This is a genomic window from Pseudomonas sp. MYb185, from assembly GCF_002979975.1.
In the GTDB taxonomy this organism is placed as follows: domain Bacteria; phylum Pseudomonadota; class Gammaproteobacteria; order Pseudomonadales; family Pseudomonadaceae; genus Halopseudomonas.
This window is the reverse complement of sequence record NZ_PCQD01000006.1, coordinates 119,807-142,941: the sequence shown is the minus strand read 5'-3', so window position 1 is coordinate 142,941 and position 23,135 is coordinate 119,807. Positions and strand designations below refer to the sequence as shown.

Genomic DNA, 23,135 nt, shown 5'->3' with positions numbered 1-23,135 from the left:
ATGACGGTGTGGTTGAGGTCAGTAACTCTCAGCGGGTACGGGTGACGCGGTGCCGCGCAACCGCCTGACCATGATCGCTCCCCAGGTCAGTCCCAACACCGCCGACAGCACCGAGCCGGTCAGCACACCCAGCTTGGCTGCGCCGAGCAGGTTGGGGTCGCTGAAGGCGAGCATGGCGATGAACATGGACATGGTAAAACCGACTCCGGCGAACAGGCCGACCAGCCAGATGCCGGCCCAGCTGACACCTGCCGGCAGGGCGCACCAGCCCAGGCGGACCACTAGCCAGCTCATGCCGATGATACCCAGCGGTTTACCGGCCACCAGCGCGAACATGATGCCGGTTGTGACCCACAGTGCACCGTCAGCCGATAGTTGCATGCCCTCCACGCTGATGCCGGCATTGGCCAGGGCGAACAGTGGCATGATGCCGAACGCGACCCAGGGGTGCAGGACCGATTGCATCCGGACCACCGGCGGCAGCAGTTCGCGCTGGGCCAGGCGCAGCTGGCGCAGATGCTCGCTCATGTGCTCGATGTCGTTGCTGGCCGACGAGGCACGCCCGGTTAGTTCGCCGGCGAGGCGCGTCAACATGTCCAACGGCCGTTCGCGCATACGGATCGGAATCACTGGTGTCATCAGGCCCAGCACCACACCCGCCAGGGTAGGATGGGCTCCGGTCATCAACAGGCCGACCCACAATATCGCGCCGGGCAGGATGTAGGCATAGGCGGTGCCGATGCCCATCTTTTGCAGGCCCAGCACCAGTAACAGGCCGGCGCCAGCCACCAGAAAGCCGCTATAGTCCAGACCGCCGGAATAGAACAGGGCGATGATCAATACCGCGACTATGTCATCGATGATTGCCAGAGCCAGCAAAAACACCCGCACATTGACCGGAATGGAGCGCCCCAACAGTGCCAGCAGACCCAGGGCGAAGGCGATGTCGGTAGCTGTCGGTACTGCCCAGCCATCCTGGCGCGGGGCCGTATCGTTGAACAATAGGTAGAAGATCGCTGGCAGGATGACGCCGCCGAGCGCGGCAGCGATCGGCAGCCCGGCCTGGCGCAGGCTGCTCAGCGAGCCTTCATGGATCTCGCGCCGCACTTCCATGCCGACCACCAGGAAGAACACTGTCATCAGTGCATCGTTGATCCAGAAGTGCAGTGGTTGGGAGAACGTCAGCTCACCCAGACCTATCGATAGCGGTGTATGCCATAGCGCGTGGTAGGACGGTGCCAGGGGGGAGTTGGCCCAGATCAGAGCCGTTGCGGCGGCGAGCAGCAGTATCACGCCGCTGGCAGCCTGGATATGGGTGAAGCGTTCGAAGGTGGCCAGGGCGCGTTCGGCCAGAAGTTGCACACGAGGCAGTGCCTGCCCGGAAGTATGGCGAGTCATGTTCATTTTTCCGGCACAGGCGGCCCGACCTGTGCAATGAACCTGCCCGCCCGCGATATTGCGGCGACACACCTTGGCCGTCGAGTATAGGCGGTGTCGGCACTGGGTCCAACCCTAAATTGGACTAAAGTCCAGTGCCGCCAGGCGATGAGAGTCAGCCTGCCGCCGAGCGCACGGTCCGTCTGACACCATCCGCCAACTGCTGCAGGCGTGGCAGATAATCCTGCTCCAGCACTTCGATCGGTACGCGTGCGGCATTGGTGCTGATATTGATGGCGCCCAGCAGATCGCCATTTCCCGCGAACACCGGCGTTGCTACCGAGCGCAGCCCCAGATCCAGTTCCTGATCGACGATGGAGTAACCCTGCTGCCTGACCCTGACGATCTCTTCGCGCAGTGCCCTGCTGTCAGTCAGCGAATGGGGCGTATGGGCCTGCGGGTTGATCTGCGCCAGCCGCTTGTCCAGCTCGGCATCGCTCAGTTGCGCCAGCAGTACGCGGCCCATGGAGGTATAGGCCGCCGGCAACCGGGTGCCGACCGACAGGTTAATGGCCATCAACCGGTGGGGCGCAGCTGAGCGCACCACGTACACCACTTCGGTACCGTCCAGCACGCTGAGCGAGGAGGACTCGCCGATCTCGGCGGTGATGTCCTGCAGGTAATGCTGGATCACCGTGCGGTACTGGTTGGACGTCTGGAACGCATGGCCCAGCTCCAGCACCCGCGGCGTCAGTTCGAAATACCGGCCACTGCGGCGTACATAACCCAGCGCATCCAGGGTCAGCAGAAAGCGCCGGGCCTTGGCCCGGTCCATGTCCGTGCGGCTGGCCATCTCGGTCAGGGTCATGCGTGGGTTCTCGGCATCGAAGGCCGTCAGAATCTGTAGCCCGGATGCCAGGGCGGCAACATAGTCCCTATCCCCGGGTTGAAGTTTGTTGTCCAGAACGGTCTCTCCTGCGTGAAGGTTGGGCGGATTCTAGCACTGTTCGCATGGCGAACTTTGCTGCGTTATTTCAATTGCGACCAAGAACGGTATTGACGGGGCAAAAAGATTTGCGCCATTATGTTCGCATATAAAACATAAGTTCGTATAGCGAACAATTCAAACAACATCAATGGAGACATCTGATGGCTGAATTTCTCTCTCTGCGGGACGCGGTGAACAAACACATCCACGACGGCGATACCGTTGCGATGGAAGGCTTCACCCACCTGATCCCGTTCGCCGCCGGTCACGAAATCATCCGCCAGGAAAAGCGTGATCTGACGCTGATCCGCATGACCCCCGACCTGGTATACGACCAGTTGATCGGTGCCGGCTGCGTGAAGAAGCTGATCTTCTCCTGGGGTGGCAACCCCGGCGTGGGTTCGCTGCACCGCATGCGCGACGCGGTACAGAAAGGCTGGCCGCGCAGTATCGAACTGATCGAGCACAGCCATGCGGCCCTGGCCAACGCCTACGAAGCCGGCGCGGCGGGCCTGCCGTTGGCGGTGCTGCGCGGCTACATCGGCAGTGACCTGCCCAAGGTCAATGAGCAGATCAAGTTCATCGAGTGCCCCTTTACCGGTGAGCGGCTGGCGGCAGTGCCCTCGGTACGCCCGGACGTGACGGTGATTCACGCCCAGCGTGCCGATCGCAAGGGCAACGTATTGGTGGAAGGCATCGTCGGGGTGCAGAAGGAGGCGGTGTTGGCGGCCAAGCGCAGCATTGTCACCGTCGAAGAGATCGTTGATGACCTGGGTGCCTCGGTCAACGCCTGCGTGCTGCCGTCCTGGGCCATCACCGCCATCGCGGTGGCCGAGAAGGGTGCGGCACCTTCCTACGCGCTGGGCTATTACGAGCGCGACAACGCCTTCTACAAGGAGTGGGATGCCATCGCCCGGGACCGTGATCTGTTCCAGGCGTGGCTGAAAGACAACGTATTCAAGAACGGAGCGGCCTGAGATGACCACTGAATTCACCTCTTCGGAAATGATGAGCGTCACCGCGGCACGGGCGCTGAACAACGACATGACCTGCTTCGTCGGTATCGGTCTGCCCAGTGAAGCCGCCAACCTGGCGCGCCTGACCCATGCCCCGGATATCACCCTGATCTACGAATCCGGCACCTTGCAGACCAAGCCCGATGTGCTGCCGCTGTCCATTGGTGACGGTGAGCTGTGCGCCTCGGCCCTGACCACGGTGTCGGTACCGGAAATGTTCCGCTACTGGCTGCAGGGTGGGCACGTCAGCGTGGGTTTTCTCGGCACCGCGCAGATCGACCGCTACGCCAACCTGAATACCACCCTGATCGGCGACTATCGCGATCCGCAGGTACGCCTGCCCGGCGGCGGCGGCGCCCCGGAAATCGCCACCAACGCCAAGGAAGTGTTCATCACCGTCAAGCACTCCAAGCGTACCTTCGTCAAAGATGTGGATTTCATCACCACCGTCGGCTTCGGGCGGGACGGCAAGGCCCGTGACAACGTACCCAATATTGGTCGTGGCCCGACCGTGGTGATTACCGATCTGTGCATTCTCAAGCCGGATGAGCAGACCAGGGAGCTGGTAGTGACCTCCCTGCACCCGGGCGTGACCCGTGAGCAGGTGATCGAGGCCACCGGCTGGGAAATCCGCTTTGCCGACAGCCTGGACACCACGCCAGTGCCGACCGAGCAGGAACTGACCGTGCTGCGCGAACTCAAGGCGCGCACCGCCGCCCATCACGCCGGCCAATGAATCACATGCGAGGACTGTCATGAGCAACGTATATATCTGCCATCCACGGCGTTCGGCCATCGGTCGCTTCGGCGGCACCCTGTCTGGCGTGCGCCCGGATGATCTGGCTGCCCAGGTATTCAAGGCGGTGCTGGAGCAGGCACCCGAGCTGGACCCGACCGCGATTGATGAAGTGATCATGGGCTGCGCCAACCAGGCCGGTGAGGACAACCGCAACGTGGCGCGCATGTCGGCGCTGCTGGCCGGGCTGCCGGCATCGGTACCCGGCACCACCATCAACCGCCTGTGCGGCTCGGGCATGGACGCAGTAGGCACCGCGTTCCGCGCCATCCGCGCCGGGGAAATGGATCTGGTACTGGCCGGTGGCGTCGAGTCGATGTCCCGCGCACCCTATGTCATGGGCAAGGCCGACAGCGCCTTCGCCCGCGGCCAGAAGATCGAGGACACCACCATCGGCTGGCGCTTCGTCAATCCGCTGATGAAGAAGCAATACGGCATCGACTCCATGCCGGAGACGGCGGAAAATGTCGCCGAACAATTCGCTATCTCCCGCGAGGATCAGGACCTGTTCGCCCTGCGCTCCCAGGAAAAGACCGCCCGCGCCCAGGCTGCTGGCGTGTTCGCCGAGGAGATCGTCGCTGTGCAGATCCCCCGGCGCAAGCAGGAGCCATTGATCTTCGATACTGACGAGCATCCGCGGATATCCACCCTGGACAAGCTGGCCGGGCTGCCGGCGCCGTTCCGTGACAATGGTACGGTCACTGCCGGTAACGCTTCCGGAGTCAATGACGGTGCAGCCGCCCTGCTGGTCGCCAGTGAAGCCGCAGTGCAGAAACAGGGGCTCAAGCCCGTGGCCAAGATCCTCGGCATGGCCACCGCTGGTGTCGAGCCGCGCATCATGGGTATCGGCCCGGTACCGGCGGTACGCAAGCTGCTCGACCGGCACGGTCTGAGCATCGCCGATATCGACGTGATCGAGCTGAACGAAGCCTTCGCCGCCCAGGGCCTGGCGGTGATGCGCGAACTGGGCATCGCCGACGACGACGCACGGGTCAACCCCAACGGCGGCGCCATCGCCCTCGGTCATCCGCTGGGCATGTCCGGCGCACGGCTGTTGATGACCGCCGCTTTCCAGCTGCAGCGCAGCGGTGGCCGTTATGCTGTCTGTACCATGTGTGTGGGTGTGGGGCAGGGGATTGCGATGTTGATCGAGCGGGTGTAACCCCGTTACCCGACGACAACCCCAGCACTCAGGGGTTGTCGAGCCCCTGCTCGACGACAGGTGACTTGTCGCAGCAAGCTTGGGAGGTCCCTCCCTTGTTGGGTTTTGGGTATATAAGCCTGTGCCCGCTGTCTAAGCATTTTATTGCCTCTTCGGCTTGAGCCACGGAGGTAGCGACAAACCGCTGGCCCACTCCTTGCTAGGGCTCTTTTGCCAACCCGGCAATCAAAGAGGAGCACAGCATGATTTCGAGTCGTGATGACGTCACCCGCCTGATTCTCATCAACAAGGTACGCAAAGGCCTGAAATGGCGGCAGGTGGCTGAAGCGGTGGGCCTGTCCAAGGAGTTCGTCACGGCTGGATGTCTTGGTCAGATGACCTTTGACAAGACCCAGGCCGAGGTCATTGGTGAGCTTTTCGAGTTGCCGGATGAAGCGATCGCCTGGCTGCAGATAGTGCCCTATAAAGGGTCACTGCCGAGCGCAGTGCCCACTGATCCGCTCATCTATCGCTGGTATGAAATCGTCAGTGTCTACGGCACCACCATCAAGGAACTGATCCACGAAGAGTTCGGCGATGGGATCATGAGCGCGATCGATTTTTCCATGGATATACAACGTGAGGCTGATCCCAAAGGTGATCGGGTCAATGTGGTGCTGTCGGGCAAATTTCTGCCGTATCGAAGTTACTAACTGCCTATGTAAGAACGCCCGATGCGCTGCACCGGGCGTTCATGTGGAAGCGGCTTGATTCAGCCTTGCTGCTTGCTCAGTAACTCAGCGAATTGCTGCGGACACTCCACCGCCGGCACATGTCCGACATTCTCCCATACCAGCGGTGCGGCCACACCCAGCGCCTGGGACAGGGCGTGCAATGCCTCTGGCGGGGTGGCTACGTCATCGGTGCCGGCGACGACCTGCACCTTGGGCAGGCTCTTGCCCTTGAATGCGTCGCTGAAGTCGCAGCGTCCGAGCATCCCGCACAGCAGCGCATAGCTGCGCTGGTCGGTGCGGCCCAGTTGTACCCGCCAACCGTCGACCAGTGCTGGCTGCTGCTGGCAGGCCTGAGGGCCGAACCAGCGCGGGACGATATCCACTGCCATGTCTTCCAGGCCCTTGTCCATGACCATGGCGGAGCGCTGCTGCCAGCCGTCGGCGGTGCCGATCACCGGGCCGGTATTGGTCAGGGTGGCCGACCGCAGTCTGTCGCTGTGTTGGCTGAGCAGTTGCTGGCCGATCACTCCGCCAATGGAGGTGCCGGCGAAATGGAACTGTTCGGCGTCAGCCAGGCGCGCCAGCATCAGGGCTTCCTGGGCCAGGTCTTCGGCTTCGATGGCGCTGGAGTCTTCTGGCCAAGCGCTGCTGGCACCATGGCCGGGCAGGTCCCAGGTCAATACCCGGAACTGCGTCAGCAGTGCCGGCAGCATGTCATCCCAGATGCCCTGGGTCATGCCCAGGGGGTGCGCCAGTACCAGCAGTGGGTTGTTGGCTTCTCCCAACAGGCGATAGCTGATGGTACGGCCGTTGTGTGTGCAGAACGCCATGAGAACTCCCGTCCGGTTAAGGATGCATCAATGTTCGCAATGCGAACTTATGTTTTCAATGCGAACATCTTGCGGCGATTGGATTTGTTTCGTCAAGTGCAAAACGCCTGATACTCCGAGTCCGTGGATTGCCGCGCCCTGCGGGCTCTCAATGACGGTAGTGAGCTGACGGCACTTCACGCTATTGCCGGCGTTGAATGATGGCTCCGTGAATGATCAGGGATAGCGACCGGTGAGCCGGTTGTCTACCAGCTCTGCCAGGATGGTATTGGTCAGGCGCATGATGGCGTTGGGATTCTCGCCTTTGCGGCGGGAGATGATTACCGGGGTAGTGATATGGTCATCGGCCAGGGGCATGTACTCCACATCTTCCCGCTGCAACCGGCGCACTTGCTCCGGCACCAGGGTAAAGCCCATTTCCGAGGCCACCAGCGACAGGGCGGTCTGCAGATCGTTGACCTGCTGGATCACATTCACCTTGAGTCCGCGCCGGCGAAACAGGCCCTGGGTCAGATCGGCGAAGTTGGGACCGGGGCCGGATGGGAAGGCGATCATGTTCATCTCGGACAGTTCCTTCATGCTCGGTGGCCGGGCGGTCAGCGGGTGTGAAGCGGGCAGGGCGGCGATCAGCGGTTCATCGAACAGCTTTTCCTGCTCGACGTCCGGGTCTTCGATACTGATGCGGCCAAAGCCGATATCGATCTTGCCCCCCTTCAGTGCCTCGACCTGTTCGCGGGTCTTCAGTTCATGCAGCACTATCTCCAGGTTCCGGTTCTGTCGCAGGCGGCGCACCATCAGCGGCAACTGACCATAGAACACCGAAGGCACGAAACCGATGGAGAAGATGGTCTTGCGGTGCGAGGCGATACGCCGGGTGTCGGCGATGGTCGCCTCGACTTTGTCGAGAATCTGCTGGGCATGGGCCAGGAAGTAAGTGCCGCCGGACGTCAGTTCCAGTCCCCTGGCTTTGCGGATGAACAGCTCCACGCCGATCTCTTCTTCCAGCTGTTTTATCGCCCGGGTCAGGGGCGGTTGAGCGATGAACAGCTTTTCGGCCGCACGGGTGAAGTTGCGCTGTTCCGCGACGGCGACGAAATAACGCAGATGTCTTAGCTCCATCCATACCTCCAGGGTATCGCTCGTTACTTAATCAATATTGGTTCATGCGGATGAAACTTCGTACTGTTCGAATCACAGTCTTTTTGCCTCGGATTCGGAGAACACATGTCCGCCACTATTCAGTCCATTGAAGCCGTCCTGGTCGACATCCCGACCATCCGGCCGCACAAGCTTTCGATGACCACCATGGGCGTACAGACCATGGTAATCGTGCGTATCAAGGACTCGGACGGCCTGGAAGGGCTGGGTGAAGCCACTACCATCGGCGGCCTGGCCTACGGCCCGGAAAGCCCCGAGAGCGTCAAACTTACCATCGACGCCTATTTCAAACCACAGCTGATTGGTCAGGCGGCTGACAATATCAATACCCTGAGGGTAATGCTCGACCGCTCCAGTCGGGGCAACAATCTGGCCAAGTCGGCGATTGAAACCGCGCTGCTGGACCTGCTTGGCAAGCGTCTGAACCGGCCTCTGTCCGACCTGCTCGGTGGCGCTGTGCACCAGCACATTCCGGTGCTCTGGACCCTGGCCAGCGGTGATACCGCCAGGGATATCGATGAGGCGAGAACCCTGATGGCTGCCAAGCGCCACTGCGACTTCAAGCTGAAAATCGGCTCGCGCCCGGTGATGGATGACGTGCGACATGTGGCGGCGATCAAGGAAGCGGTCGGTGAACACGCCAGTGTGCGGGTGGACGTGAACCAGGCCTGGGATGAGGCGACCGCCGCCAAGGGCATGGCCGAATTGCAGGCCGCTGGCATCGATCTGGTCGAGCAGCCGACCCCGCTCAAGGATTTTGCGGCGCTGGCCCGGCTGTCGGCCAAGTTCCATATCCCGATTCTGGCCGACGAGGCCGTGGCCGATGCCACCGACATGTTCAACCTGGCGGCGGCGGGCTTTTCCGGCGCGGTGGCGATGAAGATCGCCAAGGCCGGTGGTCCATTGCGGGTGTTGGAGCAGGCGGCGGTGGCCAAGGCCGCCGGTATCGGTCTGTACGGCGGCACCATGCTGGAAGGCACCATCGGCACCGCGGCGTCGCTGCACGCCTGGTCAACGCTGGAAACCTTGCACTGGGGCAGCGAGATGTTTGGCCCGCTGCTGATGAAGGACGACATCGTGGTCCAGCCGCTCGACTTCCATGACAACGGTGTGGATCTGCCCCGTGGTCCGGGGCTGGGCGTCGAGATCGACGAAGACAAGCTGGCTGAATACCGCCGCAGATAACCGAGGAGATGAGCATGCTGTTCAAGGTCGAGATGAAGGTCAACATTCCCCACGATATGCCGGTGGAAGTGGCCAATGAGATCAAGGTCCGGGAAAAGGCCTATGCCCAGGATCTGCAGCGCCAGGGCAAGTGGCGGCACCTGTGGCGAGTGGCTGGCAGCTACGCCAACGTCAGCATCTTCGATGTGGCAGATAACGCTGAACTGCAGGATCTGATCAGCAATCTGCCGCTGTTTCCCTATATGGACATCAGCGTGGCGCCCCTGTGTCGCCACCCATCGTCGATCCATGAGGATGATCGCTGATACCCAGCTGTAAACCAGGCGCCGTCAGGCAAACAGGCGCCCTTGAATAACATTGCCAACTTACAGACGTGATCCGGCAATAAGAATAACTAGTGAGGAGTACCATCATGACTATCAAGACTACCCATACTGCCGAAGTGAAGGAGCTGCTGGAAAAGGTCGCTGGATTCCATATGGAAGGCGGCAACGAGCGAGTGAAGAAGATCGTTCATCGCTTCATGAGCGACGTGTTCCAGCTGATCGAAGATTTCGATGTCACCCCCGAGGAGTTCTGGACCGCGGTCTATTACGTCGGCGATCTGGGCAAGAATGGTGAAGCGTCACTGCTGGCACCGGGCCTGGGCATGGACAAGTACCTGGATATCCGCATGGATGCACAGGATGAGGCCGCTGGTCTGGCTGGCGGTACCCCGCGCACCATCGAAGGCCCGCTGTATGTCGCTGGCGCTCCGCTGTGTGAAAGCTTTGCACGTCTGGATGATGGCACTGACCAGAGTGACGAAGTCATGCTGCTCAAGGGCCAGGTCACCGATGAGGACGGCACACCGCTGGCCAACGCCATCGTCGACGTCTGGCATGCCGATGCCAAGGGCGGCTACTCCTATTTCGACCAGTCGCAGAGCGAATACAACCTGCGCCGCCGGATCAAGACCGATGAGAACGGTCGCTATGTCGCCCGCTCGATCATCCCCTCCGGTTACGGTTGCCCGCCCGAGGGTTCCACCCAGGCGCTGCTGAACCAGCTGGGCCGCCATGGTCGCCGTCCTGCGCACATCCACTTCTTCATTTCCGCGCCTGGCCACAAGCACCTGACCACCCAGATCAACCTGGCTGGTGACGAATACACCTACGACGATTTTGCTTTCGCTACCCGTGACGAACTGGTGGTCGAGGCCCGTCCGGTCGAGCGCTCCGCCGAAGGCGAACAGTATGGCGTTACCGGCCCGGTCATCGAGGTGGAGTTCGACTTCCAACTGGTGTCCACCGACAAGGCCGAGCTGCAGGCGCGCCACGAGCGTAAGCGTGCACTGGAAGACGCTGCCGTAGCCTGAAGCCCTTTTAGCCCGTTGTAGTGAGCCAGCCAGCCCGATGCGGGCTGGTCAGGGGGCTTCGTGCGCCCGGTAACGCATCACAACAACAAGATGGAGTGACGAACATGACTCGCCAACTCGACCAACTTGAGAAGAAGATTCGCGGTGCGGTGGAAGCCGACCCGGTTACCGGGCAGTACCGTTGTGACCGCAGCATTTTCACTGATGAGCAACTGTTTGACCTGGAGATGAAGTACATCTTCGAGGGCAACTGGGTATTCCTCGCCCATGAAAGCCAGGTGGAAAACCCCGGTGACTATTTCACCCTGACCCTGGGTCGCCAGCCGGTGGTCATCACCCGTACCAAGGAAGGCGAGCTGCAGGCACTGCTCAATACCTGCTCGCACCGGGGCGCCACCCTGTGCCGCAAGAAGCGCGGTAACAAGGCGTCGTTCACCTGCCCGTTCCATGGCTGGACATTCAAGAACGACGGCAAGCTGCTCAAGGCCCGCGACCAGAAGAAGGGCGGCTACCCGGACAGCTTCAATACCGACGGCTCGCATGACCTCAAGCGCCTGCCGCGCTTCGAGAACTACCGTGGCTTCCTGTTCGGCAGTCTGAACGCCGATGTGATGCCGCTGCAGGAGTACCTGGGCGAGACTACCAGGATCATCGACAACATCGTCGACCAGGCCGAAGACGGGCTGGAAGTACTGCGTGGCACCTCGACCTATACCTACGAAGGCAACTGGAAGCTGACCGCCGAGAACGGCGCCGACGGCTACCACGTGGGCACCGTGCACTGGAACTACCTGTCGACCATGGGCCAGCGCAACTATGACAAGGGCGGCACCGAGGCGGTGGACGCCAAGAGCTGGTCCAGCGAGGGCGGTTTCTATTCCTTCGAGAATGGTCACATGATGCTGTGGACGCGCCTGACCAACCCGCAGGTGCGCCCGGTATTCCAGCACAAGGAGCGTTTGCAGGAGCGTTTCGGCGAAGCCCGTGCCGACGCGATCGTCAACACTACCAAGAACCTGTGCCTGTACCCCAACGTCTACCTGATGGATCAGTTCTCCACCCAGATCCGCGTGCTGCGTCCGATTGCGCTGAACAAGACCGAGATCACCATCTACTGCTGGGCACCGAAGAACGAGCCGGCCGACGAGCGCGCCAAGCGTATCCGCCAGTACGAGGACTTCTTCAACGTCAGCGGCATGGGTACGCCGGACGACCTGGAAGAGTTCCGTGCCTGCCAGCAGGGCTACAGCGCCGAAGGCCTGAAGTGGAACGATATGAGCCGCGGTGCCGCGCACTGGATCGAAGGGGCCGACGAAGGTGCCGCCAGCATCGATCTCAAGCCCACCCTCAGCGGCGCCAAGCCCGAGGATGAAGGCCTGTATGTGACGCACCATCAACACTGGGTCGAGGAAATGCTCCGCGCGGTGGAAACCGAACGGGCTCGCTTCGTCGCCCTGACCGCACAGGAGACCTCGGCATGAGCATGAATTTCGAACAGATCCAGGCCTTCCTCCATCGCGAAGCACGGTTGCTGGATGACCGCCAGTGGGACGAGTGGCTGACCTGCTATCACGAGGATGCGGTGTACTGGATGCCGTGCTGGGACGATGAGGACACCCTCACCGAGGATCCGCAGACCGAGCTGTCGCTGATCTACTACCCCAACCGCCAGGGCCTGGAAGATCGCGTCTACCGGATCAAGACCGAACGCTCCGGCGCCAGCTCCATGCCGGAGCCGCGTACCACCCATCTGCGCAGCTGCCTGGAAATTCTCGAGCGCAGCGAAGGGCAGGTGAAGCTGCGCTTCAACTGGCAGACCAACAGTCACCGCTACCACAGCACGCAGATGTTCTTCGGCACCGCCTTCTGCACCCTGGATGTTACCGGCGAGCAGCCGCTGATCACCGAGAAGAAGGTCATTCTGAACAACGATTACATCAACCAGGTGATCGACATCTATCACCTGTGATTGATCGGACGCACCGATCGGGAGCAACCGACATGAGTTACAACATCGCACTCAACTTCGAAGACGGCGTCACCCGCTTCATCAATTGCAACGAAGGTGAAACCGTACTGGATGCGGCCTACCGCAACCAGATCAATCTGCCGATGGACTGCTCCGATGGTGTCTGCGGCACCTGCAAGGGCAGCTGCCAGCAGGGCCAGTATGACCTCGGCGAGGAATACATCGAGGAAGCGCTCACTGACGACGAAGCCGAACAGGGCATGGTGCTGACCTGCCAGATGGTGCCCTCCAGCGATTGCGTGGTGAACATTCCGGCGGCATCCACGCTGTGCAAGACCGGCAGCATGGAAGCCTCCGGCAGCGTGACCGAGGTCAACCTGATCTCCTCCAGCGCCATCGAGCTGAAGATCACTGCCGACGCCGATATCGCCTTCCTGCCTGGGCAGTATGTGAACATCAAGGTGCCGGGCAGCAACGAAACCCGTGCCTATTCCTTCAGCTCCCGGCCCGGCAGTCGTGAACTGAGCTTCCTGATTCGCAACGTCTCCGGCGGCCTGATGAGTTCCTGGCTGGTTGGCCAGGCCAAGACCGGCGACAAGGTTACCCTGACCGGCCCCATGGGTATCTTCTATCTGCGTCCGGTTGGCCGTCCGCTGCTGATGCTGGCCGGTGGTACCGGTCTGGCGCCATTCCTGTCGATGCTGGAACATCTGCAGGCCAGCGGCTGCAGCCAGCCGGTGCACCTGATCTACGGCGTGACCAACAATGAAGACCTGGTCGCGGTCGAAGCGCTGCAAGCCTACGCCGCGGCGATCGACAACTTCAGCTTCAAGACTGTGGTCGCCAACCCGGACAGCGGACATCCCTGCACCGGCTATGTCACCAACCACATGCAGGACGCGCCGCTCAATGACGGCGATGTGGATGTCTACCTGTGCGGGCCGCCGCCGATGGTCGATGCGGTGCTGGGCTATTTCCGCGAGCAGGATATCGAACCAGCATCCTTCCACTACGAGCGTTTCACGCCCAGCGTGGCCGCGCTGGAGGTCGCATGAGCGCGCGCTTCACTGACAGGGTGCTGGTGATCACCGGCGCTGCCCAGGGCATCGGCAAGCGGGTCGCCGAACTGGCCGGCGCCGAGGGTGGCCGGCTGGTGCTGGTGGATATCGCCAACTATGTGCAGGATGTGGCGGCCGAACTGCGTGACCGGGGCATCGCCGCGCTGGCGGTGCAGGCCGACCTGGAAACCTGGGAGGGTGCCGAGAGCGTCATGACCCGCGCTCATCAGGAATATGGTCGTATCGATGTGTTGATCAATAATGTCGGTGGCACCATCTGGGCCCAGCCCTACGAGCACTACCAGCCCGAGCAGATCCAGAAGGAAATCCAGCGCTCATTGTTCCCGACGCTGTGGTGCTGTCGCGCGGTGCTGCCTTATATGCTGGAGCAGGGGGGCGGGGCCATCGTCAACGTCTCCTCGGTGGCCACCCGCGGTCTGATGCGCGTGCCCTATGGTGCCGCCAAGGCCGGGGTCAACGGGCTGACGGTGAACCTGGCGTTCGAATACGCCGAGCACGGCATCCGCGTCAACGCCACCGCCCCCGGTGGCACCGAAGCCCCGCCACGGCTGACGCCGCGCAATACCGAAGCGCAGGGAGAGCGGGAGCAGCGGTGGTATCAGACGCTGATCAAGCAGACCAACGACAGCAGCTTCATGCACCGCTATGGCACCCTGGACGAGCAGGCCGAGCCGATCCTGTTCCTGGCCTCGGATGCGGCCAGCTATATCACCGGGACCATATTGCCGGTGGCGGGTGGCGATCAGGGCTGACTGGCCCGGGGTGTAGCGCGCCCGCGCGCCGTCATTGCGAGCCCTGCAAGGGCGCGGCAATCCATTTCGCCGGCGGCTCCGGTGCCGTCGGTGGATTGCCACGTCGGCAAACAACCGCCTCCTCGCAATGACGGGAGTGTGGTTATGCCGGCAACTTCAGACTACCCACGCCTCCAACTGCTCGCGCAAGGCTGGAGGTATGTGAACCGGCCGGCTGGTGGCCGGATCGATCACCACCATCACGCTGCTGGCTGCGGCCTGAACCTCATCCTTGTGCAGGGCGCAGCCGGTGAACAGGAATGAACTGTTGCCGATACGGCTGATGCCGGCGGCCAGCTCCACCGGCGTCCAGCCCGCATGGAAGTGTGCAAAGCTGATATCCACGGCGGCCACCAGCACGCCAAGCCCAGCGAATTCCAACTGGCGTATGGCCCCGGAACGGGCCTGTTCCATATACCGGGCCAAGGCGGCTTCGCTGCGCTGGCTGTCGGCGTCGAGATCGGCGTAGCGCGGGGTCAATTGCTGGCGCACCGGAAAGTTGTGCGCATGGGCCAACTGCTCGCGGTAATCGGCCGGCGGTAGAACGGCGGGGTTGCCGCTGGCCACCTCGCTCAGACCACGGTGGACCGCTCCTGGCAGCAGCACCCGATGACCATGCTCGAAGGCCGCCATCACGCACTCCTGGGTGCCGACCAGCACGCCGTTCTGATATAGCTCGCTGTGCAACTGGAAGCTGTCGTCATCGCATGCGGTCACGCTGATCTGCGCGTCGATATCACTGCCATACCAACTGACCTGGCGGTAATGGGTAAGGGTGCGCAGCGGGCGCAGACGCACCTCATCGGAGAACCAGGCATCCTTGCCGAAGCGCTGGATATGCGCGCGTATGCGGGCTTCCTGATGCAGTTGATACAGGCGTGAATTGTTGACGTGGCGCCAGGTGTCCAGATCGGTGTAGCGTGGGGATAGGGTGTAACGCAAGGTCGCGTCGTTGTTCGTGGTATTGGTCATGGGCTCGGCAAATCCGGGAATGTGACTGTTTTGCCCCTGAGCATCCGGTTTTCAGCGCGCAGAAGCAAATGTCATCAATCGGATAAATGCAGTTCCATTGTCAATCCGGCCCTGGGCCGGTGGCGCAAAAGGCTGAACTGTCCGGCTGGCTTCAGGGTCGAAGGCTTACATACCCGCAATCGAGAGGTTCGTCATGCTCAAATTCCTAGCCAGTACCGTAGGCATCATCTTCATGGTCGGCCTGGTGGTTATCATCGGTCTGCTGATGCTGATTTTCTGATCCGGCTCAACCAGCTATCCCAGCGCAGATTCAACCACAGCGACAGTCCGATCACTGCGCCTCCGAGCAGCAGGCGGAACAGGTCGGCCTGCTGATTCCAGATCAGCAGGTTGACCACCAGCCCGGCGGGGATCAGCGCATTGTTCATGATGCCCAGGGTACCGGCGTCCACCTGGGTGGCACCGCGGTTCCAGAAGAAGAAACCCAGCCCGGAGGCAATCAACCCCAGCCAGGCCAGCACGCCCCAGTGCAGAGGCGTTTGCGGCAGGCGACTGTGATCACCCAGGAGCAACCAGGCTGGTACTGCCAGCAGCAGTGCGCCAATGAAGAAGAAACCGAAACCGGCCCACTGCTGACGCACATCGGCTTGGCAGTGGCGTACCAGGTGGGCATAACCCACCTGACCGACGGCGAAGGCCAGGTTGGCCAGTTGCAGCAGCAGGAACCCTTTCACATAGGCATCGCTGATGCCGTCATAGCGGATGATGCCCGCGCCGAGCACCGCGATCAGCGTGGCGACCACCGGCCCCGCGCTGAAGCGGCGGCGCAGGGCATTGTCCACCAGCGCCACGTACAGCGGCGTGAAGATGGTGAACAGCAGTACCTCGGGTACCGTCAGCAGCTCGAAGGACAGATACAGGCAGATATAGGTCAGCCCGAACTGCAGGGCGCCGACGGCCAGCAGGCCGGGTGCCATGCCACGCGGTAATTGGCGCGGGCGCAGCAGCGGCAGAAAGAGCAGGCAGGCCAGCACAATACGGGTCAGCACGGCGAAATAGCTGTCGACTTGGCCGGCCAGATATTCCCCGATGAGACTGAAGGAAATGGCCCACAGCAGGGTGACGGCGATCAGATAAAACATGGGAGTCCTTGATGAGGCCGCAGCGACAGATAGGGGAGCGGCGAGCGATGATAATCGGCTTCAACAGATAGATGCAATTTGCTGACGGCTATGGCAGATTTGATCGCCGCCCGCTGCGGCAATCGACAGCCCCATTCAAGAAGGAAGCAGGCATGAACAAAGCAGGGATAGCAGCCACCGCTCTGGTGGTATTGGTTGGCGCCGGTACGGCCGGGGCATGGTACACCGGTACCCGGTTGGAAGGGGTTCTGCAGGACTCCATCGCGCAGGGCAATCAGCAACTGGCCACGCAGTTCCCTGGTGCAGACGCTGCACTGGAACTGGTGGAGTTCCAGCGCGGCCTGTTCACCAGCCAGGCCCGTTACCGCCTGTTGCTGAAGGCCCCCCAGGAGGACCAGCCGGCCATCGACCTGTTCATCAGCGATCACATCGAACATGGGCCCATGCCACTGTCGCGCCTCACCTCATTCAAGTGGCTACCGGTGATGGCGGTCAGTCGCGCGCAACTGGAGCCCAGCGCGCAGTTGGCAGAGTTGTTCGCCGCCAGTGCCGGGCAGGCGCCGGTCACCCTGATCAGCAGTATCGGCTATGGTCAGGGCATCAAGGGGGAGCTACAGGTGGCTCCGCTGAGCTGGACCGGAGGTGAGGTCGAAGGCAGGTTTTCCGGTCTTTCCGCGATATTTCGCACCGATACCGCCGGTGAGCACTTTGCTGTCAGCGGACGCGTCGACTCGCTGGAACTGGACTCGCCCGAACGGATCGGCCTGGTCGGGATCGAGTTCGCGCTGGATCGCCGCCGGGATAGCTCTGGCCTGTACCTTGGCACCGGTCGGGTGGCGCTGGATCAGCTGGCGGTGCTGCTGGAGGACCAGCCGGCACTGGTGATGAGCGACGTGCTGCAGACCGACCATACCCGCCTGGCCGCCGATGGCATCAAGGCCGAACTGAACTACCAGGTGGGCTCGGTCAGTTATGACGGCAAACCACTGGGCTCGATGAACATGGGCTGGAGCCTGAGCCGGCTCGACCCGCAGGCCACCGCCCTGCTGGCTGGCCTGTACAACAGCCTGGCGCTGGGGAACGAGCCGGAGGATCCGCAGGCCACGAGCGCGCAGTTCCAGGGCGCGCTGCTGCAGTTACTGCAGGGGCAGCCCCGGCTGGCGCTGAACAACTTCTCGATCAGGACCGCCAATGGCGAAAGCCGTTTCAGTCTCGACATGGGGCTGGAGAGCCCCGGTTCGCTGGAGCAGCCCGCTGAGCTGCTGGCGCGGCAACTGATCGGCAGCCTGGAAGCCAATCTGGTGCTATCCAAGCCGATGCTGATGGACGTGATCCGGTACAAGACATTGTTCCAGCCGCAGAGCGATGCGGCGGCAGTGGAACAGGAGGCGGCAATGATGGTGGAAATGGCCGGCGGCATGGCCGAGATGATGCAACTGGCCAGGGTGGAAGGGGATAATATCCTCTCCAGGCTGCACTACGCCGATGGCATGATCGAGTTCAATGGCCAGCGCATTCCGGTGGAGGACTTCGTCGGCCTGCTGGCCGGACTGCAAGGCCTGGAGTAGAGCACCGCGGGGCGGTCATACGCCTTGGCACTGTCATGCCGGGCAAGTACCATGGCACTTCACCACCCGCGACAGGCAGTCGCGGGTCGATAGCCAGAGAAGGGGATAGATGACTGCCATCGATGAAGTACACCTGATGCTGGGCCTGCTGGTGCTCGGCTTTCTGATACTGGGTACGGGGTTCAGTTTTCGCGACAAGGGCTGGGGAGTGGCACTGATGCTGAGCGGCGCCGCGATACTGTTGATCACTATCGCGACGCGCATCATCGAAGCGGTCTCACTGTAACCGATCCGCCGGCGATGACCGGTCAGAAGTGCACTTTCACCAGCAGGTTGGTGACACTCTGATTGGTATCGAAGGCGGCGGTATTCTCGATGCCGTACTTGTCCTTCCAGTAGCTGTACTCGATGCCGGTATACACTTGCCTGGCTCTCCAGCCCAGCGCCTTGCCCAGGTCGTACTTGACCTGCGGATTGAAATGCAGGTTGGCATGCTTGCCCGGGCCGTCGTTATCCACGATCCAGTCGATATAGCCGTCGATCAGCACATCCGAACGGCCCAGTGGCAGGGTAATGGCCCATACCGGGGTGATCTGCCAAGCGCCACGCACCCCATCCGGGGTATCGGAGCGGCGGTAATAGGTATTCAGTTGCAGGTAGTCGAACCCCGGCACCGCCAGGTCCACGCCCGGGCCGAGCAGGTAGTTCTTGATGTCGCCACGGCCGAACTCATAGGTGCCGGCCAGCAGTACGTCGCGGATCGGGCCGAAGTGCAGCTGCCGGCCGCTCAGTTTGCCGAACGACAGCCGTGGTGCTATCTCGCCATACCAGGTGCTGTTGTTGCCGTTGGCATCGGTGGCGCCGTTGTAATGGATGCTGTCGACGAACAGGAACAGGTCGCCGACGCTCCAGCCGCTGACATGCTCGAAGGTCACCGCCTGCTGGGTCTTGGGGTCGACCTCGAAGTCGGTGCCATACAGGTAGGTCAGGCTGTTGTCCTGCCATTGCAGGGGGGAGGCGGCGGCCAGGCCGCTGGCAATGGCAAGGCTGGCGGCGGCGCCTGTGATCAATGTGCGCATGGAGTGAGTCCGGCTGCTGGGGTGGAGAGAGGGCGCAATAGTAAAGTGTTTTCCGAAAAAGAAAACCGTCTTCGCCTTGAGCCAGTCGTCGTACAGGTGCGGCTGGATATCCAGCCGCTGGCGCGAGTGCTTTGATGGAACAGGCTGCCGTCGAATACGGCATCGGTGGTATTGTTTCGCTGAGCGGCGGCAGGATACAGCAAACTCCTGCCGCTGGCATCGCGCTGGCCCTGTCGGCTATCGCTGTTTCACTTGGGAATGATCGGATGTTGTTACGTGGACTGACCTGGCTGATCCTGTTTCAGTTGATCGGCACGGCGCTGAATGTATTGTTTCTACCCTTTTTGCCCAGCCCCATCATCGGCATGTTGTTGCTGGTGGTATTCCTGCGCCTGCGTGGCCGGGTCAGCGCCTCGTTGGAGACGGCGTCGAGCGGGCTGCTGCGCTTTCTGCCGCTGTTGCTGACGCCCCCGGCGGCCGGGGTGATGATGTACGGCAACGAGGTGGCCGCGGATGCCGCGGCGATCCTGGTCAGCCTGACCCTGTCATTCATCCTGGTGGTGCCGCTGGCCGGACACCTGATGCAGTACCTGGTGGCCCGCCAGGCGCGCAGGGAGGATGCATGAACGCGTCGCTGCTGCTGGCCTGGAACGCGGTACTGACCCACCCGCTGTTTCTGCTGGGCCTGACCCTGGGTGTCTATCAACTGGGACTGGGGCTGTACGAGCGCACCCGTATGGCCCTGCTGCACCCGCTGATCGTCTCGATCGTGCTGCTGATCAGCGCGCTGTGGCTGCTGGGCATGGAGTATGAAGCCTACCGGGATGCGGTTCTGCCGCTGACCCTGCTGCTGGCGCCGGCCACGGTGGCGCTGGCGATACCGCTGTACCACAACCTGCGGCGTATCCGGCAGTTCTTCTGGCCGGTGATGATCACCCTGCTGGTGGCCGGGGTGTTCGTCACCGGGGTCACCGTGCTGCTGGCCTGGCTGCTGGGCGCCGACTTCGCCATGCTGATGACCCTGGCGCCGAAGTCCCTGACCACACCGATCGCCATGATGGTGGCCGAGCAGATGGGTGGGGTGGCGGCCATGGCCGCGGCCTTCGTCATGTACACTGCGGTGCTCGGTGCGCTGATGGGGCCCTGGCTGTTGAATGTCACCGGGGTGACCCTGCCGGCGGCGCGTGGCATGTCGCTGGGCCTGGCGGCACACGCGGTGGGCACTTCGCGGGCGCTGGAGGAAAGTGACGAAGCCGGTGCCTTCGCCGCGCTGGCCATGAGCCTGATGGGCATCGGCACGGCGCTGTTGCTGCCACTTTGCGTGACGCTCTGGCTGCTGCTGTAGACCCTGCGGTTCCCGGTACAGATACCGGGAACACCCCCACCGATCCCCGGTCACAAGTGAACGCGCCGTTCGGCCTGAGGCCTGGCTGCGTCCGGCAGCCGCATTGCATCTCTGCTATACCTGTGGAACGATCCAGCCCTGCCGGCTTCACTTTCACCAGTCAAGGAGCTGCACAGATGGAACTCGATCCGCTGTTGCTATCCCGTCTGCAATTCGCTTTTGTAGTGTGCTTCCATGCCATCTTCCCGGTATTCACCATAGGTCTGGCGACCTTCATCGCCTTCTTGGAAATGCTCGCTTTCAAGACCGGCAACCCGGCCTGGACGCGCCTGTCGCGCTTCTGGATCCAGGTGTTCGGCGTGGCGTTCGCCATGGGCGTGGTGTCCGGTATCGTGATGTCCTTCCAGTTCGGTACCAACTGGAGCAATTTTTCCTATGCCGCGGCCAACTTCATCGGGCCGATGCTCAGCTATGAGGTGGTGACGGCATTCTTCCTCGAGGCGGCCTTCCTCGGGGTGCTGCTGTTCGGCCGTGACAAGGTGCCGCAGGGCATGCACCTGTTCGCTGCCTGCATGGTGGCGCTGGGTACCTTCATTTCCGCGTTCTGGATCCTGGCGGCCAACAGCTGGATGCATACCCCCATGGGTACCGAGCTGGCGGATGGGGTGTTCGGTGTCACCAGTTGGGGCCAGGCGATCTTCAATCCGTCCTTCCCGTACCGTTTCGCGCACATGCTGCTGGCCTCGTTCCTGACCGGCTCCTTCGTGGTTGCCGGGGTCAGCGCCTGGTATCTGCTGGTCGGGCGCGAGGTGGAGGCCAACCGCCAGGCGCTGTCCATGTGCCTGTGGCTGATCCTGTTCGCCGCGCCGGCCCAGGCGGTGGTCGGTGACTACCACGGCCTCAACACCCTGGAGCACCAGCCAACCAAGGTCGCGGCTATCGAGGGCAACTGGGACACCATGCGCGGCATGCCGCTGTTGCTGTTCGCCATTCCCGACCAGCAGGCCGAGACCAACCGTTTCGAGATCGGCATTCCCAAACTCGGCAGCCTGATCCTGACCCACGACCTGAACGGCGAGGTGCCCGGCCTCAAGGAGGTGGAGGCTGAGGAGCGGCCACCGGTATGGATAGTGTTCTGGTCGTTCCGCATCATGGTCGGTATCGGCCTGCTGATGATCGGCTGTGCCCTGGCAGGCCTGTTCCTGCGCGCGGGCGGGCGCTACTGGCGCCAGCCGCTGTTTCTCAACGCCATGCGGCTGATGACCTTTGCGCCCTTCGCCGCCGTGCTGTGCGGCTGGATCGTCACCGAGGTCGGGCGTTTCCCCTGGTTGGTGTATGGTCAGATGAGTCATATCGAGGGGCTGACTCCCTCGTTGACCGGCCCCATGGTGCTGTTCACCCTGCTGGGCTACATCACAGTGTACGCGGTGATCTTCAGCGCCGGGCTGTACTACCTGATGCTGGTGCTGCGTGCCGGTATCGAAAGCATCGACCATGAGCAAACCCACGACGTCGAGCGGCCCAAGCGTCCGCTGTCGGCCAGCCACGTCAGTATCGAAGAGGGAGGGCACTGATATGCACGGCATCGACCTGAGTATCATCTGGGCGGGCATCATCGCCTTCGGCATCATGATGTACGTGCTGATGGATGGCTTCGATCTGGGTGTGGGCATCCTGTTTCCGTTCGCGCCGGACGAGGACGCGCGGGACGTGATGATGAACTCGGTAGCCCCAGTCTGGGATGGCAACGAGACCTGGCTGATCCTCGGCGGTGCCGGCCTGCTGGCGGCCTTCCCGCTGGTCTATTCGGTATTGATGCCGGCGTTATACATCGGCGTGTTCCTGCTGCTGGCGGGGCTGATCTTCCGCGGTGTGGCCTTCGAGTTTCGCTTCAAGGCCAACACCTCGCGCTATCTGTGGAACTGGTCCTTTGCCGGCGGTTCGATGGTGGCGGCCTTCGCCCAGGGCGCGGTGGTGGGTGCCTATATCGAAGGTTTCAATACGGTTGGCCGGGTCTATGTCGGCGGTCCTTTCGACTGGATAACACCCTTCTCGATGCTCACCGGTGTCGGTTTGCTGGCCGGCTATGCACTGTTGGGCAGTACCTGGCTGATTCTCAAGACCGAAGGCCATATCCAGGATTGGGCCTATCGGCTGGCACCCTGGTTGCTGGCGGTGGTGCTGGTGGTATTCGGTATCGTCAGCGTCTGGACGCCCTGGGTCGATCCATCGGCCTTCGAGCGCTGGTTCTCGGTGATCCGACTGATCTGGATCCTGCCAGTGCTTGCGCTGTTCTGCGCATGGCAGGTGTTGCGCGGCTTGCGTCGGCGAATGGCGGCGCGCCCCTTCATCGCCACCATGGGCATGTTCGCCTTTACCTACCTGGGACTGCTGGTGACCAAGTGGCCATACGTGGTGCCGCCCAACCACACCCTGTGGGATGCCGCCTCAGCTCCTGGCTCGCAACTGTTCCTGCTGATCGGCATGCTGTTCGTCATTCCGGTGATCCTGGCCTACACCGCCTGGACCTACTGGGTATTCCGCGGCAAGGTCAGGGTGGGGGAAGGCTATCACTGAGCGCGAGCGTAACCAGCGCAGTCGCGCCTGG

At 62.1% G+C, this 23,135-nt stretch carries 24 protein-coding genes; 17 read left to right on the top strand and 7 right to left on the bottom strand.

From position 1 onward, the window contains the following. Positions 1-18: 18 nt before the first annotated feature. The gene (nhaA, locus tag CQ007_RS11350) at positions 19-1,398 is read right to left on the bottom strand and encodes a Na+/H+ antiporter NhaA (RefSeq protein ID WP_105645939.1); all 1,380 of its coding nucleotides are present in this window, start codon (positions 1,396-1,398) and stop codon (positions 19-21) included. 154 nt (positions 1,399-1,552) lie between these two features. Continuing rightward, positions 1,553-2,275 carry an IclR family transcriptional regulator C-terminal domain-containing protein gene (locus tag CQ007_RS11345; protein ID WP_371919826.1) on the bottom strand — a complete coding sequence of 241 codons (723 nt, stop codon included), beginning with the start codon at positions 2,273-2,275 and terminating at the stop codon, positions 1,553-1,555. Between the two features lie 251 nt (positions 2,276-2,526). Between CQ007_RS11345 and CQ007_RS11340 the strand changes: the two genes are divergently transcribed. The 4 genes from CQ007_RS11340 to cynS all read left to right on the top strand — a co-directional run bounded on the left by CQ007_RS11340 (position 2,527) and on the right by cynS (position 6,031). Then, the gene (locus tag CQ007_RS11340) at positions 2,527-3,342 is read left to right on the top strand and encodes a CoA transferase subunit A (protein ID WP_105645937.1); all 816 of its coding nucleotides are present in this window, start codon (positions 2,527-2,529) and stop codon (positions 3,340-3,342) included. A gap of 1 nt (position 3,343) precedes the next feature. Next, positions 3,344-4,117 (top strand): CoA-transferase subunit beta, encoded by a 774-nt coding sequence (locus tag CQ007_RS11335; protein WP_105645936.1) that lies wholly within the window; start codon positions 3,344-3,346, stop codon positions 4,115-4,117. A 19-nt stretch (positions 4,118-4,136) separates the two neighbouring features. Next, the gene (gene pcaF, locus CQ007_RS11330; protein ID WP_105645935.1) at positions 4,137-5,339 is read left to right on the top strand and encodes a 3-oxoadipyl-CoA thiolase; all 1,203 of its coding nucleotides are present in this window, start codon (positions 4,137-4,139) and stop codon (positions 5,337-5,339) included. A 242-nt stretch (positions 5,340-5,581) separates the two neighbouring features. After that, positions 5,582-6,031 carry a cyanase gene (gene cynS, locus CQ007_RS11325; protein ID WP_105645934.1) on the top strand — a complete coding sequence of 150 codons (450 nt, stop codon included), beginning with the start codon at positions 5,582-5,584 and terminating at the stop codon, positions 6,029-6,031. Positions 6,032-6,090: 59 nt separating this feature from the next. Here the strand turns inward: cynS and CQ007_RS11320 are convergent, their stop codons facing one another. Continuing rightward, a complete protein-coding gene (locus tag CQ007_RS11320) occupies positions 6,091-6,882 on the bottom strand; it encodes an alpha/beta fold hydrolase (protein ID WP_105645933.1) in 792 nt (263 codons plus the stop codon). A gap of 216 nt (positions 6,883-7,098) precedes the next feature. Beyond that, on the bottom strand, positions 7,099-8,001 hold the full coding sequence (locus CQ007_RS11315; RefSeq protein ID WP_105645932.1) for a LysR family transcriptional regulator: 903 nt from the start codon (positions 7,999-8,001) through the stop codon (positions 7,099-7,101). 105 nt (positions 8,002-8,106) lie between these two features. Here CQ007_RS11315 and CQ007_RS11310 point away from each other — a divergent pair, with 105 nt between their 5' ends. From CQ007_RS11310 to benD, 7 genes are all read left to right on the top strand, one after another. Further along, the gene (locus CQ007_RS11310; RefSeq protein WP_105645931.1) at positions 8,107-9,225 is read left to right on the top strand and encodes a muconate/chloromuconate family cycloisomerase; all 1,119 of its coding nucleotides are present in this window, start codon (positions 8,107-8,109) and stop codon (positions 9,223-9,225) included. 14 nt (positions 9,226-9,239) lie between these two features. Then, positions 9,240-9,530, top strand: coding sequence for a muconolactone Delta-isomerase (catC, locus tag CQ007_RS11305; protein ID WP_105645930.1), 291 nt, complete (start codon positions 9,240-9,242; stop codon positions 9,528-9,530). Between the two features lie 107 nt (positions 9,531-9,637). After that, positions 9,638-10,582 carry a catechol 1,2-dioxygenase gene (catA, locus tag CQ007_RS11300; RefSeq protein WP_105645929.1) on the top strand — a complete coding sequence of 315 codons (945 nt, stop codon included), beginning with the start codon at positions 9,638-9,640 and terminating at the stop codon, positions 10,580-10,582. Positions 10,583-10,686: 104 nt separating this feature from the next. Continuing rightward, positions 10,687-12,063, top strand: coding sequence for a Rieske 2Fe-2S domain-containing protein (locus CQ007_RS11295; RefSeq protein WP_105645928.1), 1,377 nt, complete (start codon positions 10,687-10,689; stop codon positions 12,061-12,063). Beyond that, positions 12,060-12,551: a benzoate 1,2-dioxygenase small subunit gene (gene benB / locus CQ007_RS11290; protein ID WP_105645927.1), complete on the top strand. Its 492-nt coding sequence runs from the start codon at positions 12,060-12,062 to the stop codon at positions 12,549-12,551. Before CQ007_RS11295 ends, benB begins: the two co-directional genes overlap by 4 nt. A gap of 32 nt (positions 12,552-12,583) precedes the next feature. Next, complete coding sequence (gene benC, locus CQ007_RS11285; protein WP_105645926.1) at positions 12,584-13,606, top strand: benzoate 1,2-dioxygenase electron transfer component BenC; 1,023 nt, start codon at positions 12,584-12,586, stop codon at positions 13,604-13,606. Then, on the top strand, positions 13,603-14,382 hold the full coding sequence (benD, locus tag CQ007_RS11280; protein WP_105645925.1) for a benzoate diol dehydrogenase BenD: 780 nt from the start codon (positions 13,603-13,605) through the stop codon (positions 14,380-14,382). The genes benC and benD overlap by 4 nt, the downstream gene beginning before the upstream one ends. Before the next feature lie 156 nt (positions 14,383-14,538). On the opposite strand, the gene CQ007_RS11275 is transcribed toward benD, so the two are convergent. Both CQ007_RS11275 and CQ007_RS11265 read right to left on the bottom strand, forming a co-directional pair. Next, entirely contained in the window at positions 14,539-15,393 is an 855-nt protein-coding gene (locus CQ007_RS11275; RefSeq protein WP_105645924.1) for a thioesterase family protein, read from the bottom strand. A gap of 251 nt (positions 15,394-15,644) precedes the next feature. After that, positions 15,645-16,535, bottom strand: coding sequence for a carboxylate/amino acid/amine transporter (locus CQ007_RS11265; RefSeq protein WP_105645922.1), 891 nt, complete (start codon positions 16,533-16,535; stop codon positions 15,645-15,647). Between the two features lie 152 nt (positions 16,536-16,687). Here CQ007_RS11265 and CQ007_RS11260 point away from each other — a divergent pair, with 152 nt between their 5' ends. Next, the gene (locus CQ007_RS11260; RefSeq protein WP_158256758.1) at positions 16,688-18,103 is read left to right on the top strand and encodes a YdgA family protein; all 1,416 of its coding nucleotides are present in this window, start codon (positions 16,688-16,690) and stop codon (positions 18,101-18,103) included. A 109-nt stretch (positions 18,104-18,212) separates the two neighbouring features. Further along, positions 18,213-18,389: a hypothetical protein gene (locus CQ007_RS18935; protein WP_158256757.1), complete on the top strand. Its 177-nt coding sequence runs from the start codon at positions 18,213-18,215 to the stop codon at positions 18,387-18,389. Positions 18,390-18,411: 22 nt separating this feature from the next. Here CQ007_RS18935 and CQ007_RS11255 read toward each other — a convergent pair whose 3' ends face one another. Further along, positions 18,412-19,182 carry an outer membrane protein OmpK gene (locus CQ007_RS11255; protein ID WP_105645920.1) on the bottom strand — a complete coding sequence of 257 codons (771 nt, stop codon included), beginning with the start codon at positions 19,180-19,182 and terminating at the stop codon, positions 18,412-18,414. 266 nt (positions 19,183-19,448) lie between these two features. Between CQ007_RS11255 and CQ007_RS11250 the strand changes: the two genes are divergently transcribed. From CQ007_RS11250 to cydB, 4 genes are all read left to right on the top strand, one after another. Beyond that, positions 19,449-19,808, top strand: coding sequence for a CidA/LrgA family protein (locus CQ007_RS11250; RefSeq protein WP_105646045.1), 360 nt, complete (start codon positions 19,449-19,451; stop codon positions 19,806-19,808). Beyond that, the gene (locus tag CQ007_RS11245) at positions 19,805-20,527 is read left to right on the top strand and encodes an LrgB family protein (RefSeq protein ID WP_105645919.1); all 723 of its coding nucleotides are present in this window, start codon (positions 19,805-19,807) and stop codon (positions 20,525-20,527) included. Before CQ007_RS11250 ends, CQ007_RS11245 begins: the two co-directional genes overlap by 4 nt. A 176-nt stretch (positions 20,528-20,703) precedes the next feature. Then, positions 20,704-22,101 carry a cytochrome ubiquinol oxidase subunit I gene (locus CQ007_RS11240; RefSeq protein ID WP_105645918.1) on the top strand — a complete coding sequence of 466 codons (1,398 nt, stop codon included), beginning with the start codon at positions 20,704-20,706 and terminating at the stop codon, positions 22,099-22,101. 1 nt (position 22,102) lies between these two features. Further along, positions 22,103-23,104 carry a cytochrome d ubiquinol oxidase subunit II gene (cydB, locus tag CQ007_RS11235; protein ID WP_105645917.1) on the top strand — a complete coding sequence of 334 codons (1,002 nt, stop codon included), beginning with the start codon at positions 22,103-22,105 and terminating at the stop codon, positions 23,102-23,104. The last annotated feature ends 31 nt before the right edge of the window (positions 23,105-23,135 follow it).